Source organism: Pseudomonas sp. GW822-FHT02D10 (genome assembly GCF_058802345.1).
The window spans coordinates 31,175-45,752 of sequence record NZ_JBXAOB010000011.1 but is presented as its reverse complement, the minus strand read 5'-3'; the positions used below and the strand labels follow the sequence as shown (position 1 = coordinate 45,752).

Below are 14,578 nucleotides of genomic sequence, written 5' to 3'. Positions count from 1 at the left end.
GCGGGTTCCTCGACTTACAACGGCTTGACGGTGAACAAGCCGTCGTCGTGGCCTTCTTCGGAGCCACCGTAAACCTGTTCGGCGACGGTGCGAATCTTGCTGCCGCGCGCTTGCAGGATCTGGTCCATGGCACCGGCAAACCAGCCAGTGAACATGTAGTCGACCTTGCGTCCGACCTTGCCGTAGACGTAGACGAACGCCGAGTGTTCGAGCTTGACGCTGGCGGTGCCTTTGTCGAGGTCGATGTCCTGGATCTTGAACAGGCCCCAGCCACGTTGCGACAGGCGCTTCATGTAGTGCTCGAACACCGCAACGCCTTCCAGGCCGTGGCATTCAGCTTCTTTTTCACACCAGTGCCAGGCGGATTTGTAGCCGGCCTTGTAAAGGATCTCGGCATAGGCGTCAGCGCCCAGCACTTCCTCGATGCCCATGTGGTTGTTGACGAAGAAGTGACGTGGCACATACAGCATCGGCAGGGCGTCAGAGGTCCAGACACCGGTTTCGCTGTCGACTTCGATTGGCAATTGCGGGGCGATTTTGGCCATGGAAACTTAACTCCGGAAAATTTGTTGTGTTGCCCGCTGCACGGACGGCAGCGGGAAAGAATTCAGAGGTGCGGCGGCTTATTCGCCCCAGACGTCCTTGAGGACGTTCACCCAGTTTTCGCCCATGATCTTGCGCACTACGTGCTCAGGATGGCCGCGCTTGAGCAGCGTCTCGGTCAGGTTCGGGAACTCGCCCACGGTGCGGATGCCCAGCGGGTTGATGATCTTGCCGAAGCTGGTCAGACGACGGGCGTAGCCCTTGTCGTGGGTCAGCATTTCGAAGAAATCCTGGCCATGGCCCTGGGTGAAGTCGGTGCCGATACCGATCGCGTCTTCACCAACGATATTCATGGTGTATTCGATCGCTTCGGCGTAGTCGTCGATGGTCGAATCGATGCCTTTGGCGAGGAACGGCGCGAACATGGTCACGCCGACAAAACCGCCGTGGTCGGCAATGAACTTCAGTTCTTCATCGGACTTGTTGCGCGGGTGCTCTTTGAGGCCCGACGGCAGGCAGTGGGAATAGCACACCGGTTTTTTCGATTCGAGGATGACTTCTTCAGACGTTTTGGAGCCGACGTGGGACAGGTCGCACATGATGCCGGCGCGGTTCATTTCCGCGACGATTTCACGGCCAAACCCGGACAGTCCGCCATCACGCTCGTAGCAACCGGTACCCACCAGGTTCTGGGTGTTGTAGCACATCTGTACCACGCCAACCCCGAGCTGCTTGAAGATCTCGACGTAGCCGATCTGGTCTTCAAACGCATGGGCGTTCTGGAAGCCGAAGATGATCCCGGTCTTGCCCTGTTCTTTGGCGAGACGGATGTCGGCAGTGGTCTTGACCGGAATCACCAGGTCGCTGTTCTCGCGAATCAGCTTCTGGCTGGCGGCAATGTTGTTGATGGTCGCCTGGAACCCCTCCCACACCGAAACGGTGCAGTTGGCCGCGGTCAAACCGCCCTTGCGCATGTCTTCAAACAGCTCGCGGTTCCACTTGGCAATGATCAGCCCGTCGATAACGATGCTGTCGGCGTGCAATTCGGCTGGGCTCATCAGGCTGTCCCCTTGTTAGCGATTCATGCGCCGAATCGTCTGCCGGCGCTTTGGGTCAGCATATGCTTGAGGGACGGGGCAGCCGGGTGCAAAAACGACAGGGGAATTGCCGAAAGCGTCAATACGCGACAAAGGGTCTCACCAAGGGCGGTTTGCCCACCTGTTCTTTAGTTCGCGCTTGGGCCAGAATTCGCCGCATCACTGGATGCTTCACTGGAACAAGAGGGCGGCGACGCAATGAAATCGATCTTCCTGGCTTTGGCACTGATAGCGACTGGCGTACAGGCGGCTGAAGAAGCCGACAAGAACCCGTGCGATGCGGTCGAAAACGACGTCCAGACCCTGGAGTGCTCGGCCTATAGCAAAAACACCGCCGAACAACTGCTCAAAGACAACTTCCAGGGTTTGCTGGAGCGGATGAAAACCCAATACGCGAACAACAAGGCGCAGTTGGCAGACATCACCGGCAAACTCCAGACCGCCGAGCAGCTCTGGATGAAGTCGCGGGATGCCGATTGCGCGATTGCGCCGTTCCCCGCAGCGGTGGGCAGCAAGGCCTACACCATCGACCTGAACGATTGTCTGGCGAGCAAAAGCGACGAGCGGTCGGAGTTTTTGGAGTCGATCGGGCAGGAGTAAGGCGCTAGAACGTTTTCCATATCGACTCGAGCGCCATCAGCAGCTTCTGGCTTTGCGCCTTGTCGACGTCCAGCTCAGCGCAACGGGCAGTCCAGCCGGCGAAGGCATCCAGCGTCTGCTCGATGTACCGCTCTGGTTTGAGGAAACTGAAGGCCTTGCAGACCTCAACGATTGCCTTGCGCGAGGGATTGCCTCTACCTGCGAATGCCGTGGTGTGCTCATTGCCTCGCCCGCCCGTGCTGGAAAACGTCAGGTCGTAGGCCGGTGCCATTTTCCACCCGGCCAGTCCACCAAAGAACGAGAAGTTTTTGGCGTGGTCGTCACGATTGTGAGCCAGGGCATTGAAGACCATCAATCGGGCCATTTTCTCGACTTCGACCGCATCTTTGGTCATCGCCCAGGTCGCCCGCAGCAAGTCTGCGTAATCAAGGCTAGGCACGCGAAAGTCCGCATACAGAATGGCCGAAGCGCTCAGCATGTGGCGCTTGGCATTTGATTCACGATCAAAACGTTTCGTCGCGAAAAACCGTTCGACACCCTTGGCGGTTTCGACCTGGAACAGCTCCGATTCGGAAATCTCGACACCTGCTTTGCGCGCCATCAGCGCATACACCTGCTCGATGGCACCGCTGTCCCGGTGCTCGTCTTCGTTGCGGAACTTGATCAGCCAGTGCTCGTATCCCTCAGGCATGTCACCGAATGACGACACCGCACGACGCTTGTCCGGGGACAACCCGATCACCGCTTTGGGCCGTGCCCCGCCGGGGGAACCGCCGGCCAGACGCAAGGACGTGATGACCTCGTCGGTGCTGCCGGACAGTATCGTCTGCGATGCTTCATAGAGGGCCGCCAGGTCGAGGTCTTCCGAAGTCTCTATCGTTTCGAACATCGGCACGTATTCCAACGCGCCCATACTCCGGTCACCCATGTAGGCCAGGCGATCCAGCGGTCCGATAGCGTGGCGCTCAGTGCTCAACTCGCTTCGAAAGAAGCGATCCATGAGCAGCAATCCCCAGCCATCCGGCAACGAGTCGCTAAAGGCGCCATGCAAGCCGCTGAACAGCTGCGGGTCGGCGGCCCTCTGGGGATTCACCGAGAAGTCCATGTGAAACGGCGCAAGGTTGAACCCACTCGCCAACCAGCCCGGGTCATAGGAGAAAAACAGGCCCTGGCGAGGAATCGCGACCAGCTCGCCGACTCTTGCCCCCTGAAGCCTGACGCTGAGTGCGGTGACAGACTTCATGGACGACCTCGAGATCTGCCGTAGTTTTTAAGCTCCTGAAGACTCAGCGACGGCGGCGACATGAACAATCCGGTCAGGGGTTCTTCCACCCCAAGGCAAATAGCGATCAACAACAAGCCGTCGAGGGAAATCTTCCCGGTGGTTTCAAAGCGTTTGATATTTGACTCAGGCACGCCTGACTTCAGGGCGAGCGCTCGACGTGAGAAATTCTTGCTCAGCCTCAGCCTCTTGGCGTTTTCGGCGATCTGCAGTGCGATCTCGCCGGGCGAGTAAAGGACATGAGTAAGCGCCATGATTCGACCTCAGGGTGAATGCTGGCAAGTGTAGCAGCGAGACAACGCCACAAGAAATAACGGGCAATATATGGCCAAAAAACGACTTATTTTCCGCTTAACGGACAATATATTGTCTTTTATATATCAATAATTTTATTCCCATCACGTCATTGGATACCCAGCCGAACCGAACGCATCCAACAATCGTCAGCCCATCAGCTTTGACCGCTTGCGCCAGGTGCGCGACCATCACCCGCCACTCAATGCATCCCTCCAAGGCGAGTCCATGAAAATCTGCGGCATCGAAATCAAAGGCAGCGAAGCGATCATCGCCGTCGCTTCCCTCGACAATCAGGCGCTGAACCACATCGCCCTGAACACCAGGAAAATCGCCCTCGACGACGATGACGAAGCCGCCAACGTCAAAGCCTTCGCTGCGCAGGTCAGCGCGTTTGTTCGCGATAACGGCATCGAGCGCATCGCAATCAAGAAGCGCAGCAAAAAAGGCGAGTTCGCCGGCGGCCCGACCACGTTCAAGATCGAAGGGGTTTTCCAGTTGCTGGACAACTGCGACGTCACCCTGCTCTCACCGCAGACCATTAATGCGCAGAACAAAAAACACGATTTCGCCCTGCCGACCACGCTGAACAAGTATCAGCATGAGGCGTACAAGACGGCGTGTTCGGGGCTGATGAAGAAGTAACCCAGTCATCCAGACAAAGAGAATCCAATGTGGGAGCGAGCTTGCTCGCGATGGCGGCGTGTCAGTCAACATCAATGTCGAATGCGCCGGCCCCATCGCGAGCAAGCTCGCTCCCACAGGGGCTCTGCGGTGCTGTCGGCTCCTGCGTTCAAACCACCTCCCGCCCATCCCCCAACCGCCGTCGATCCTCCCGCGGACACTGCGCAAACCGCGTCCGATAACTGCGGGTGAAATACGACGGCGACTCAAACCCGCAGGCAATGCTCACTTCCAGCACGCTCATGTCGGTCTGGCGCAGCAGTTGCCGGGCCTTCTCCAACCTCAGCCCCAGGTAGAAATTGCTCGGCGTGTCGTTGAGGTGCAAGCGGAACAGGCGCTCCAGCTGACGTCGCGTCACCTTGATCGATTCCGCCAGTTCCAGGGTGCTGAGCGGTGGTTCGCTGTGCTGTTCCATTTCACCAATCACCTGCACCAGTTTCTTGTTGCTGATGCCGTAGCGCGTGGCGATCTGCATGCGTTGGTGGTCTTTGCGCGGGCGAATGCGCCCGAGCACAAACTGCTCGCTGACCTGGATCGCCAGTTCCGGGCCGTGGGCCTGAGCAATCAGATCGAGCATCAAGTCGATGGAGGCGGTACCCCCCGCCGAGGTGATGCGGCGGCGGTCGATTTCGAACAGTTCCTGGGTGACGCTGAGCTGTGGATAAGACTCCTTGAAGGCGTCGATGGCTTCCCAGTGCAGCGTCACGCGGTGGCCGTCGAGCAGGCCCGCTTCGGCGAGTACGAAACTGCCGGTGTCGATGCCGCCGAGGGTCACGCCGTCGTGATCGAGTCGGCGCAGCCAGTGCTCCAGTGTCGGATTGACGAACTTCAGCGGTTCGAAACCGGCGACCACCAGCAAGGTCGCACCCTTTTTCAGCGGTTCCAGCGCTGCATCAGCGTTGAGCGACATGCCGTTGCTCGCCAATACCGGGCCGCCGTCGGCGCTCAACACATGCCAGCGGTACAGCTCGCCGCGAAAGCGGTTGGCCACCCGCAGCGGTTCGATCGCCGAGATGAAACCGATGGCCGAGAAACCCGGCATCAACAAAAAGTAGAAATCCTGGGACATGGAACGCACTCGGATGGCGGGCAGCGTGTGGACGTTGATACGCCACTTGCAAGCGACAGACAAGAGCACAGGTCGCTGCAGTGCAAGAGCTGGTCGCCGCTGTGCGTTTTCTGCCCTGTTCAGCTGCGTAACGTGACATCACCGGCGCACAGAGACGCCGGACCCCACAATAATGACCTGCCGAGGATCCCACCATGAAACGACTGATCAGCAGCTGCGTTCTCGCACTCAGTGGTACCGCTTTCTTGAGTTCCGGCGCGATGGCTGCCGACCCCGCCGCGTGCCAGAACGTGCGCATGGGTGTGGTGAACTGGACCGACGTGATCGCCACCAGCACCATGACCCAGGTTCTGCTCGATGGCCTCGGCTACAAGACCAAACAAACCAGTGCTTCCCAGCAAATCATCTTCGCCGGCATCCGCGACCAGCGCCTGGACATGTTCCTCGGCTACTGGAACCCGTTGATGACCCAGACCATCACCCCGTTCGTCGCCGGCAAACAAGTCACCGTCCTCGGTGAGCCGAGCCTCAAAGACGCCCGCGCCACCCTGGCCGTGCCGACTTACCTGGCCGACAAGGGCCTGAAAACGTTCGCTGACATCGCCAGGTTCGAAAAAGAACTGGGCGGCAAGATCTACGGCATCGAACCAGGTTCGGGCGCCAACACCCAGATCAAGGAAATGATCGCCAAGAACCAGTTCGGCCTGGGCAAATTCCAGCTGGTCGAATCCAGTGAAGCCGGCATGCTCGCGGCGGTGGATCGCGCCGTACGACGCAACGAAGCCGTGGTGTTCTTCGGCTGGGCGCCGCACCCGATGAACGTCAACGTGAAAATGACTTACCTCACCGGCAGCCAGGACGCCCTGGGCCCGAACGAAGGTTCGGCCACCGTCTGGACCGTGACCGCCCCGAACTACGCCAGCCAGTGCCCGAACGTCAGCCGCTTGCTCAGCAACCTGACCTTCACCGCCGAAGACGAGAGCCGGATGATGCAACCGCTGCTCGATCACAAGGACGCCTTCGAGTCGGCCAAGCAGTGGCTCAAGGATCACCCGCAAGACAAGCAGCGCTGGCTTGAAGGCGTGACCACCTTCGACGGCAAACCGGCCGCCGAGAACCTGCAACTGACCAGTCAATAACACCGAAATGCCCCCCCTCTTCGCAGCCGGTTTCGGCTGCGAGCGGGATCGCTACGCCCAAAACTACGCCCCAAAACCACGCCCAGAAAATCAGGCCTGAAGGAAAACCCCACCATGAACCACGACGTCATCATCACCTGCGCACTCACCGGTGCTGGCGACACGACCGCCAAGAGCCCACACGTGCCGGTCACCCCAAAACAGATCGCCGCCGCCGCGGTAGAAGCCGCCAAAGCCGGGGCCACCGTGGTCCACTGCCATGTGCGCAACCCTGAAACCGGCAAGTTCAGCCGCGACGTGGCGCTGTATCGCGAAGTGATGGAGCGCATTCGCGAAGCGGACGTCGACATCATCGTCAACCTGACCGCCGGCATGGGCGGCGACCTGGAAATCGGCGCCGGCGAGAACCCGATGGAGTTCGGCCCGAACACTGATCTGGTCGGCCCGCTGACCCGTCTGGCCCACGTCGAAGAACTGCTGCCGGAAATCTGCACCCTCGATTGCGGCACCCTGAACTTCGGCGACGGCGACACCATTTACGTTTCCACCCCGGCGCAACTGCGGGCTGGCGCCAAACGCATTCAAGAGCTGGGCGTGAAAGCCGAGCTGGAAATCTTCGACACCGGTCACCTGTGGTTCGCCAAACAGCTGATCAAGGAAGGCCTGCTCGACGATCCGCTGTTCCAGCTGTGCCTGGGCATTCCATGGGGCGCACCCGCCGACACCACCACCATGAAAGCCATGGTCGACAACCTGCCGGCCAATGCGGTCTGGGCCGGCTTCGGCATCGGTCGCATGCAAATGCCGATGGCGGCCCAAGCGGTGCTGCTGGGCGGCAACGTGCGGGTCGGGCTGGAAGACAACATCTGGCTGGATCGTGGAGTCCTGGCGACCAACGGCCAACTGGTCGAACGCGCCAGCGAAATCCTCAGCCGCCTCGGCGCCCGCGTTCTGACCCCAGCCGAAGGCCGGGCGAAGATGGGCCTGACCAAGCGCGGCTGACCCCACACACAAAAACCTGTAGGAGCTGCCGCAGGCTGCGATCTTTTGATGTTGCTCTTAAAAAACAAGATCAAAAGATCGCAGCCTGCGGCAGCTCCTACGGGGATAACCGAATCTTTCAGGAAGTTGTCATGACCTTTATCACCGAAATCAAAACATTCGCCGCGCTGGGCAGTGGTGTCATCGGCAGCGGTTGGGTATCCCGCGCCCTCGCCCATGGCCTGGATGTGGTGGCCTGGGACCCGGCGCCTGGTGCCGAAGCCGCTCTGCGCAAACGCGTCGCCAATGCCTGGGGCGCGCTGGAAAAACAGGGCCTGGCACCCGGCGCGTCACAGGATCGTCTGCGCTTTGTCGCGACCATCGAAGAATGCGTGCGGGATGCCGATTTCATCCAGGAAAGCGCCCCGGAACGCCTTGAACTGAAGCTCGAACTGCACAGCAAAATCAGCGCGGCGGCCAAGCCCGACGCACTGATCGGCTCCAGCACCTCGGGGCTGTTGCCGAGCGAGTTCTACGAGGGCTCGACCCACCCGGAACGTTGCGTGGTCGGGCATCCGTTCAACCCGGTGTACCTGCTGCCCTTGGTGGAAGTGGTCGGCGGCAAGAACACCGCACCAGAAGCCGTACAGGCAGCGATGAAGGTCTACGAATCGCTGGGCATGCGCCCGCTGCATGTCCGCAAGGAAGTGCCGGGCTTTATCGCTGACCGTCTGCTCGAAGCGCTGTGGCGCGAGGCGCTGCACCTGGTGAACGACGGCGTGGCGACCACCGGCGAAATCGACGATGCGATCCGGTTTGGCGCAGGGCTGCGCTGGTCGTTCATGGGTACTTTCCTGACTTACACCCTGGCCGGCGGCGATGCGGGTATGCGGCACTTCATGGCGCAATTCGGTCCGGCACTGCAATTGCCATGGACTTACCTGCCGGCGCCGGAACTGACGGACAAGCTGATCGACGATGTGGTCGACGGCACCAGCGATCAACTGGGCAAACACAGCATTTCGGCGCTGGAACGCTATCGTGATGACTGCCTGCTGGCCGTGCTGGAGGCGGTGAAGACCACCAAGGCCAAACACGGCATGACCTTCAGCGAATAACTCGCCAACAGGTCCGCCCCCATCGCGAGCAAGCTCGCTCCCACAGGTAACCGAGTTCTATCAGAGGCATGCGGTTAAATGTGGGAGCGAGCTTGCTCGCGATAGCGTCAGTCCAGTCACCATCAATGTCGGAACACACATCATGCCCGCCCTCACCACTTACACCACCACCATCGCCCCCGACTGGGTCGACTACAACGGCCATCTGCGCGATGCGTTCTACCTGCTGATTTTCAGCTACGCCACCGATGCGCTGATGGATCAACTGGGCATGGACAGCAACAACCGCGAAGCCAGCGGCAACTCGCTGTTCACCCTCGAACTGCACCTCAACTATCTGCACGAAGTGAAGCTCGGCGCCGAGGTCGAGGTGCACACCCAGATCATCGGTCACGACCGTAAACGCCTGCACCTCTACCACAGCCTGCACCTGGTGGGCGGTGAAAAAGAGTTGGCGGGCAACGAGCAAATGCTGCTGCACGTCGACCTCGCAGGACCACGTTCGGCACCGTTCAGCGAACCGGTACTGAACAAACTGCTGGCCATGACCGCACTGCAAGCGGACTTGCCCACACCGGCCTACATCGGCCGAGTGATCGCACTACCGCCGGAAAAATAACAATCAAGACAAGGAGCTCGCATGAACACCGCCGCCGCTGTTGCCGACTTCCGCAGTTACCCCTTGATCAGCGCATTGACCGCCGTGCAAACCCTGGCGGATCACGTGCAGGTGAGGTGGGCCGATGGCCGGGTCAGCCCCTTTCATCACCAATGGTTGCGCGACAACTGTCCGTGCCCGGTTTGCGTGTATAGCGTGACCCGCGAGCAGGTGCTGGAAATCGTCGATGTCGCTGAAGACCTGTCCCCCTCCGTGACGCGGATTGATACCGAAGGCTGTCTGTCTATCGACTGGCTGGACGGCCATACCAGCCGCTTCGATCCCGGCTGGTTGCGCGCTCACGCCTATGACGATGAATCCCGTGCCGAGCGCAGCGTCGGCAAACCGAAAAGCCAGTTGTGGAACAGCCAACTGAAGCTGCCGGTGTTCGAGTATCCAGCGCTGATGGACGATCAAAAAGCCCTGCTGCAATGGCTTTTGGCACTGCGCGATATCGGCCTGACCCAAGTGCGTGGCATCCCCACCGAACCCGGCTCGCTGACGCACATCGCCAAACGGATTTCATTCATCCGTGAAAGCAATTTTGGCGTGCTGTTCAACGTGCAGTCCAAAGCCGATGCCGACAGCAATGCTTACACCGCATTCAACCTGCCGCTGCACAGCGATCTGCCGACCCGCGAGTTGCAACCGGGGCTGCAATTCCTGCATTGCCTGGTCAATGACGCGGACGGAGGCGAGAGCATTTTTGTCGACGGTTTTGCCATTGCCGACGCCTTGCGCCAGGAAGACCCCGAAGCCTTCCGTGCGCTGTGCGAAATCCCCGTGGAGTTTCGCAACAAGGACCGCCACAGCGACTATCGCTGCCTGGCACCAATCATCGCCCTCGATCCGCTGGGGCAAGTGTCGGAAATCCGCATGGCGAACTTCCTGCGGGGGCCGTTCGATGCATCGGTCGAGCAGATGCCCAAGTTGTACCGGGCCTATCGACGGTTTATCGCCATGACCCGCGAAGCGCGTTTCAGGCTCATCACCCGGCTCAATCCGGGTGAAATGTGGTGCTTCGATAACCGCCGAACCCTGCACGCCCGTAACGCTTTCGACCCCGCCAGCGGCGCCCGGCATTTCCAGGGCTGCTACATCGATCGCGATGAGTTGTTGTCGCGCATTTTGGTGTTGCAGCGGTAGACCAGACACCCATAACGACCTGATTCACAAGCAAAAAAAAGCCCCGATCAAGCCGTGACAGGATCGGGGCAGAATTTACTGTTGAGGAGCTGTTGCCCGAGGGTGACCAAACCTTCGCGAAGCCAGCTGAATCCAGTGTGCCCACTCCTCTCTCCCGCAAGTTAGCCGAAAACGACCTGTTCATAGGTATAGCGGCCATTGCGACAAATCGTCCTTGCCCCACCCCATCACCCCTACCAGAATCGAACCACGACACCGTTCCCTGAAGAAGGATTGCGTCATGATGTACGCCGATTTGATTGACCAGGAAGACCTGTTGGGCCAGCTCAAAGCTCTGGGGTTTGAAGTCCCGAGTGGTGCCACTGCCGAGCAGGCCTGTGAATGCGCAGTACGCGGTTTGAACGATGTGCGGGCCTCGACCCTGAGGACCATGGTCAAGCAGATGTACACCAGCAGCGCGACGATTCTACCCGCCGTGCGCCAGGCGATAGACAAACAGCTGTTGCCAGCATTGGCGGACTACCAGCAAAGCCGCCGCGCCTGATAAAACGCCATCACGAGCAGGCTCGCTCCCACAGGATTTACGCTGTCCTTGTGGGAGCGAGCCTGCTCGCGATGAAGGCGCTGCGGTTTACAGCCTTACGCTGGCAAACGTCGACTCATTACGCGCCTGACTCAACGCCGACATCGGCCCGGACAACGGTGCCAACACCAGCGCTTGCGGGATCGGCATCATCGCCACCTGTTGAGTGGTGTTGGAACCGACGCGCTCGTCACGCGGTGGAATGCCGAAGTATTCGCGGTAGCACTTGGAGAAGTGCGGGGTCGACACGAAGCCGCACACCGAGGCCACTTCGATGATCGACATCGGCGTTTGCTTGAGCAATTGCCGCGCGCGGATCAGGCGCAGCTTGAGGTAGTAACGCGACGGCGAGCAGTGCAGATACTTCTGGAACAACCGCTCCAGCTGGCGACGTGACACGGCGACGTATACCGCCAGTTCATCGAGGTCGATCGGCTCTTCAAGGTTGGCTTCCATCAGCGCGACAATTTCCTGCAACTTCGGCTGATTGGTGCCCAGCATGTGTTTGAGCGGCACGCGCTGGTGATCCTGTTCGTTACGAATGCGCTCGTAGACAAACATTTCCGAAATCGCCGCCGACAGTTCACGGCCGTGATCACGGCTGATCAGGTGCAGCATCATGTCCAGTGGTGCGGTGCCGCCGGAGCTGGTGAAACGGTTGCGATCGAGGGTGAACAGGCGAGTGCTCATGGCCACACGCGGGAAGGCTTCCTGCATCGACGCCAGACATTCCCAGTGCACGCTGCAATCGAAACCGTCCAGCAAACCGGCACAAGCCAAAGCCCAACTGCCAGTGCAGACAGCGCCGAGACGGCGCGACTGACGGGCCTGGCTTTGCAGCCACGACACGTGTTCACGGGTCACCGTGCGTTGAATGCCGATGCCGCCGCAGACAATCACGGTGTCCAGGGCGGGGGCTTTGTGCATGGAGGCGTCGGGGGTGATTTGCAGACCGTCACTGGCCCAGACCTGACCGCCATCGACGGTGAGGGTGCTCCAGCGATACAGTTCGCGACCGGACAATTGGTTGGCCATGCGCAGGGGTTCTACTGCGGAGGCCAGAGAAATCAGCGTGAAATTGTCCAGCAGCAAAAAGCCGATGGATTGAGGCGCACGGTTCTGGGGTTGAGCCCCGGAGTTGAACGACGTCATCGCGGTATCTCCTCACACAAAGCGGGTGATGGCCTCAGGCGGAGGCTCTTGTTATGGCCATCGTTCTCTTGCGTGAGACGGGGCTTTGTTATGACAGAGCAATTGCCATGCCTAAAGTTGAATGCACATTCAATAACTCCTGAAAACGACGTCGCGATGTGTCTATATGTGTCTATAGAGCTCAGTCGACGAGTCAGGGTTATCTGGCCGGCAGGCGCCCTGCCCCGCGGGGTGTGAGCAAATCGGTAGCACTTTTGGGAAGCGCATCAAAAGTGCCGGGAAAGAGTGTCACCCCAGGCACAGGTGACGAGCGGTCAGAGCCCAGAATGACGTCCGACCGTCGGGGGTATTTGTTGCCTGATTGCGACGCGCTAAAAGGTGGCGTTCATTTGGATCAGTGTTCACTTAGCGCGCAGTTTTGACTGGTCCGTCCTCATCGCGAGCAAGCTCGCTCCCACACTGGTTCTGCGTCGTTCACAAATCCAATGTGGGAGCGAGCCTGCTCGCGATGAGGTCTACGCGGTCTCAGCACTCAACCGCGCTGACCGCCAACCCGCCGCGCGAGGTCTCTTTATATTTGTCGTGCATGTCGGCGCCGGTATCGCGCATGGTGCGGATTACCCGGTCCAGCGAAATGAAGTGCTGGCCGTCGCCGCGCAAGGCCATTTGCGCAGCATTGATAGCCTTCACCGCGGCAATCGCGTTGCGCTCGATGCACGGCACCTGCACCAGCCCGCCGACCGGGTCGCACGTCAGGCCAAGGTTGTGCTCCAGGCCGATTTCCGCCGCGTTGCACAGTTGCTCCGGCGTCGCGCCAAGAATCTCCGCCAGCCCGGCCGCCGCCATCGCGCAGGCCGAACCGACTTCGCCCTGGCAGCCGACTTCGGCGCCGGAAATCGAGGCGTTCTTTTTACACAGAATCCCGACCGCCGCCGCACCGAGGAAATAGTCGACGACGTTGGCGTCCGTCACCACTTCGCTGAATTTCATGAAGTAGTGCAACACTGCCGGGATGATCCCTGCCGCGCCATTGGTCGGTGCCGTGACCATCCGCCCGCCCGCCGCGTTTTCTTCGTTGACCGCGAGGGCGAACAGGTTGACCCACTCCATGGCGCTCAAGGTCGAACCGATCACGTTAGGCTTGTTCAGCTCTTGCAGGCTGCGATGCAACCTGGCGGCGCGGCGGCGCACGTTCAGCCCGCCAGGCAGGATGCCTTCGTGCTTGAGGCCCTGTTCGACGCAGTCCTGCATGGCGCACCAGAGTTTCATCAGGCCGCTGCGGATTTCCTCTTCCGAACGCCAGACCTTCTCGTTCGCCAGCATCAGCTCGGCGACACGCAGGTTGTGCTTCTGGCACAGGGCAAGCAGCTCCTCTGCACTGGAAAAATCGTAAGGCAACACGGTGCGATCCAGATCGACCACGCCGCTTGAGGCCTGTGCTTCATCAACGACAAAACCGCCGCCGACTGAATAGTAAGTGTCACGATGCAACTCACCGTGCTCACCTTCAGCCACCAGGGTCATCGCATTGGGATGGAACGGCAGGTTCTCATCGATCAGACGCATGTCCCGCGCCCAAATGAAGGGCACCGGCAAGCGACCGTCGAGCAACAGTGTGTGGGTTTCACGCAAGGTGTCGATGCGCACGCCGATTTGCGACGGGTCGATCGCGTCCGGCCATTCGCCCATCAGGCCCATGATCACCGCGTTGTCGCTGCCGTGACCGATACCGGTGGCCGACAACGAACCGAACAGCTGGACCTCGATCCGCTGCACCTGCTCCAGCAGCACCTTCTCGCGCAACGACTCGACGAACAACGCCGCAGCGCGCATAGGCCCCACAGTGTGCGAACTAGAGGGGCCAATGCCGATTTTGAACAGGTCGAAAACACTGATAGCCATGACGTGCGAGACTCCTCGGTGAGCATATTCCAGACGCCAAAACGCCCGGTGGCGGAGCTGCTACGCTCAAGCTGCAATCCGCCGAGATGAGCGCATCATCGGGCTTTTGCGATGTCGCTCGACGTCTCACACCGACGTACCCATGCCCACCAACGCCGCCGGCCGCAGACGCTACGTTTTGGCCGTTTTTTTGCGGTTCAGAGGACTAAAAAGCGCTGAATAAAGCTGTAAACGACCTCACCGACACTGGATGCGACCATCCCTGTACTGGATACGACGCACCCTGTAGGCGTCAGAATTTCACTGGTCCATGATCAGTCTCGACTCGAT

15 protein-coding genes are annotated in these 14,578 nt (G+C 59.9%); 8 read left to right on the top strand and 7 right to left on the bottom strand.

Annotation, left to right across the window (positions count from 1 at the left end):
- Positions 1–14: 14 nt before the first annotated feature.
- Both AC1RPZ_RS18325 and AC1RPZ_RS18320 read right to left on the bottom strand, forming a co-directional pair.
- On the bottom strand, positions 15–545 hold the full coding sequence (locus AC1RPZ_RS18325) for a DUF5943 domain-containing protein (RefSeq protein WP_008033249.1): 531 nt from the start codon (positions 543–545) through the stop codon (positions 15–17).
- A 78-nt stretch (positions 546–623) separates the two neighbouring features.
- Complete coding sequence (locus AC1RPZ_RS18320) at positions 624–1,601, bottom strand: dipeptidase (protein WP_493138369.1); 978 nt, start codon at positions 1,599–1,601, stop codon at positions 624–626.
- A 237-nt stretch (positions 1,602–1,838) separates the two neighbouring features.
- Between AC1RPZ_RS18320 and AC1RPZ_RS18315 the strand changes: the two genes are divergently transcribed.
- The gene (locus tag AC1RPZ_RS18315; RefSeq protein ID WP_493138368.1) at positions 1,839–2,240 is read left to right on the top strand and encodes a lysozyme inhibitor LprI family protein; all 402 of its coding nucleotides are present in this window, start codon (positions 1,839–1,841) and stop codon (positions 2,238–2,240) included.
- Positions 2,241–2,244: 4 nt separating this feature from the next.
- Here the strand turns inward: AC1RPZ_RS18315 and AC1RPZ_RS18310 are convergent, their stop codons facing one another.
- Complete coding sequence (locus AC1RPZ_RS18310; protein WP_493138367.1) at positions 2,245–3,483, bottom strand: type II toxin-antitoxin system HipA family toxin; 1,239 nt, start codon at positions 3,481–3,483, stop codon at positions 2,245–2,247.
- Complete coding sequence (locus AC1RPZ_RS18305) at positions 3,480–3,776, bottom strand: helix-turn-helix domain-containing protein (protein ID WP_071553013.1); 297 nt, start codon at positions 3,774–3,776, stop codon at positions 3,480–3,482. Before AC1RPZ_RS18305 ends, AC1RPZ_RS18310 begins: the two co-directional genes overlap by 4 nt.
- Before the next feature lie 268 nt (positions 3,777–4,044).
- Between AC1RPZ_RS18305 and AC1RPZ_RS18300 the strand changes: the two genes are divergently transcribed.
- Positions 4,045–4,461, top strand: coding sequence for a DUF3010 family protein (locus AC1RPZ_RS18300; RefSeq protein WP_493138366.1), 417 nt, complete (start codon positions 4,045–4,047; stop codon positions 4,459–4,461).
- A 148-nt stretch (positions 4,462–4,609) separates the two neighbouring features.
- Here the strand turns inward: AC1RPZ_RS18300 and AC1RPZ_RS18295 are convergent, their stop codons facing one another.
- A complete protein-coding gene (locus tag AC1RPZ_RS18295; protein ID WP_493138365.1) occupies positions 4,610–5,569 on the bottom strand; it encodes a GlxA family transcriptional regulator in 960 nt (319 codons plus the stop codon).
- A gap of 194 nt (positions 5,570–5,763) precedes the next feature.
- Here AC1RPZ_RS18295 and choX point away from each other — a divergent pair, with 194 nt between their 5' ends.
- From choX to AC1RPZ_RS18265, 6 genes are all read left to right on the top strand, one after another.
- Positions 5,764–6,708 (top strand): choline ABC transporter substrate-binding protein, encoded by a 945-nt coding sequence (gene choX / locus AC1RPZ_RS18290; protein ID WP_493138364.1) that lies wholly within the window; start codon positions 5,764–5,766, stop codon positions 6,706–6,708.
- Positions 6,709–6,822: 114 nt separating this feature from the next.
- Positions 6,823–7,710, top strand: coding sequence for a 3-dehydrocarnitine:acetyl-CoA trimethylamine transferase CdhC (gene cdhC, locus AC1RPZ_RS18285; RefSeq protein ID WP_019694008.1), 888 nt, complete (start codon positions 6,823–6,825; stop codon positions 7,708–7,710).
- Positions 7,711–7,841: 131 nt separating this feature from the next.
- Positions 7,842–8,807 (top strand): L-carnitine dehydrogenase, encoded by a 966-nt coding sequence (locus AC1RPZ_RS18280; RefSeq protein ID WP_493138363.1) that lies wholly within the window; start codon positions 7,842–7,844, stop codon positions 8,805–8,807.
- Between the two features lie 142 nt (positions 8,808–8,949).
- Positions 8,950–9,426: a thioesterase family protein gene (locus tag AC1RPZ_RS18275; RefSeq protein ID WP_493138362.1), complete on the top strand. Its 477-nt coding sequence runs from the start codon at positions 8,950–8,952 to the stop codon at positions 9,424–9,426.
- 21 nt (positions 9,427–9,447) lie between these two features.
- Positions 9,448–10,611, top strand: coding sequence for a gamma-butyrobetaine dioxygenase (locus AC1RPZ_RS18270; protein WP_493138361.1), 1,164 nt, complete (start codon positions 9,448–9,450; stop codon positions 10,609–10,611).
- A gap of 280 nt (positions 10,612–10,891) precedes the next feature.
- Complete coding sequence (locus AC1RPZ_RS18265; RefSeq protein WP_493138360.1) at positions 10,892–11,155, top strand: hypothetical protein; 264 nt, start codon at positions 10,892–10,894, stop codon at positions 11,153–11,155.
- An 87-nt stretch (positions 11,156–11,242) separates the two neighbouring features.
- Here the strand turns inward: AC1RPZ_RS18265 and gbdR are convergent, their stop codons facing one another.
- Both gbdR and AC1RPZ_RS18255 read right to left on the bottom strand, forming a co-directional pair.
- Complete coding sequence (gene gbdR, locus AC1RPZ_RS18260; RefSeq protein WP_071553003.1) at positions 11,243–12,346, bottom strand: choline metabolism transcriptional regulator GbdR; 1,104 nt, start codon at positions 12,344–12,346, stop codon at positions 11,243–11,245.
- Positions 12,347–12,871: 525 nt separating this feature from the next.
- Complete coding sequence (locus AC1RPZ_RS18255; protein ID WP_493138359.1) at positions 12,872–14,248, bottom strand: L-serine ammonia-lyase; 1,377 nt, start codon at positions 14,246–14,248, stop codon at positions 12,872–12,874.
- Positions 14,249–14,578 lie beyond the last annotated feature (330 nt).

What these genes read in the sequence shown, in the direction of transcription:
- AC1RPZ_RS18325 (WP_008033249.1), bottom strand. Translation starts at nt 545, where the DNA reads ATGGCCAAAATCGCCCCGCAATTGCCAATCGAAGTCGACAGCGAAACC.
- AC1RPZ_RS18320 (WP_493138369.1), bottom strand. Translation starts at nt 1,601, where the DNA reads ATGAGCCCAGCCGAATTGCACGCCGACAGCATCGTTATCGACGGGCTG.
- AC1RPZ_RS18315 (WP_493138368.1), top strand. Translation starts at nt 1,839, where the DNA reads ATGAAATCGATCTTCCTGGCTTTGGCACTGATAGCGACTGGCGTACAG.
- AC1RPZ_RS18310 (WP_493138367.1), bottom strand. Translation starts at nt 3,483, where the DNA reads ATGAAGTCTGTCACCGCACTCAGCGTCAGGCTTCAGGGGGCAAGAGTC.
- AC1RPZ_RS18305 (WP_071553013.1), bottom strand. Translation starts at nt 3,776, where the DNA reads ATGGCGCTTACTCATGTCCTTTACTCGCCCGGCGAGATCGCACTGCAG.
- AC1RPZ_RS18300 (WP_493138366.1), top strand. Translation starts at nt 4,045, where the DNA reads ATGAAAATCTGCGGCATCGAAATCAAAGGCAGCGAAGCGATCATCGCC.
- AC1RPZ_RS18295 (WP_493138365.1), bottom strand. Translation starts at nt 5,569, where the DNA reads ATGTCCCAGGATTTCTACTTTTTGTTGATGCCGGGTTTCTCGGCCATC.
- choX (WP_493138364.1), top strand. Translation starts at nt 5,764, where the DNA reads ATGAAACGACTGATCAGCAGCTGCGTTCTCGCACTCAGTGGTACCGCT.
- cdhC (WP_019694008.1), top strand. Translation starts at nt 6,823, where the DNA reads ATGAACCACGACGTCATCATCACCTGCGCACTCACCGGTGCTGGCGAC.
- AC1RPZ_RS18280 (WP_493138363.1), top strand. Translation starts at nt 7,842, where the DNA reads ATGACCTTTATCACCGAAATCAAAACATTCGCCGCGCTGGGCAGTGGT.
- AC1RPZ_RS18275 (WP_493138362.1), top strand. Translation starts at nt 8,950, where the DNA reads ATGCCCGCCCTCACCACTTACACCACCACCATCGCCCCCGACTGGGTC.
- AC1RPZ_RS18270 (WP_493138361.1), top strand. Translation starts at nt 9,448, where the DNA reads ATGAACACCGCCGCCGCTGTTGCCGACTTCCGCAGTTACCCCTTGATC.
- AC1RPZ_RS18265 (WP_493138360.1), top strand. Translation starts at nt 10,892, where the DNA reads ATGATGTACGCCGATTTGATTGACCAGGAAGACCTGTTGGGCCAGCTC.
- gbdR (WP_071553003.1), bottom strand. Translation starts at nt 12,346, where the DNA reads ATGACGTCGTTCAACTCCGGGGCTCAACCCCAGAACCGTGCGCCTCAA.
- AC1RPZ_RS18255 (WP_493138359.1), bottom strand. Translation starts at nt 14,248, where the DNA reads ATGGCTATCAGTGTTTTCGACCTGTTCAAAATCGGCATTGGCCCCTCT.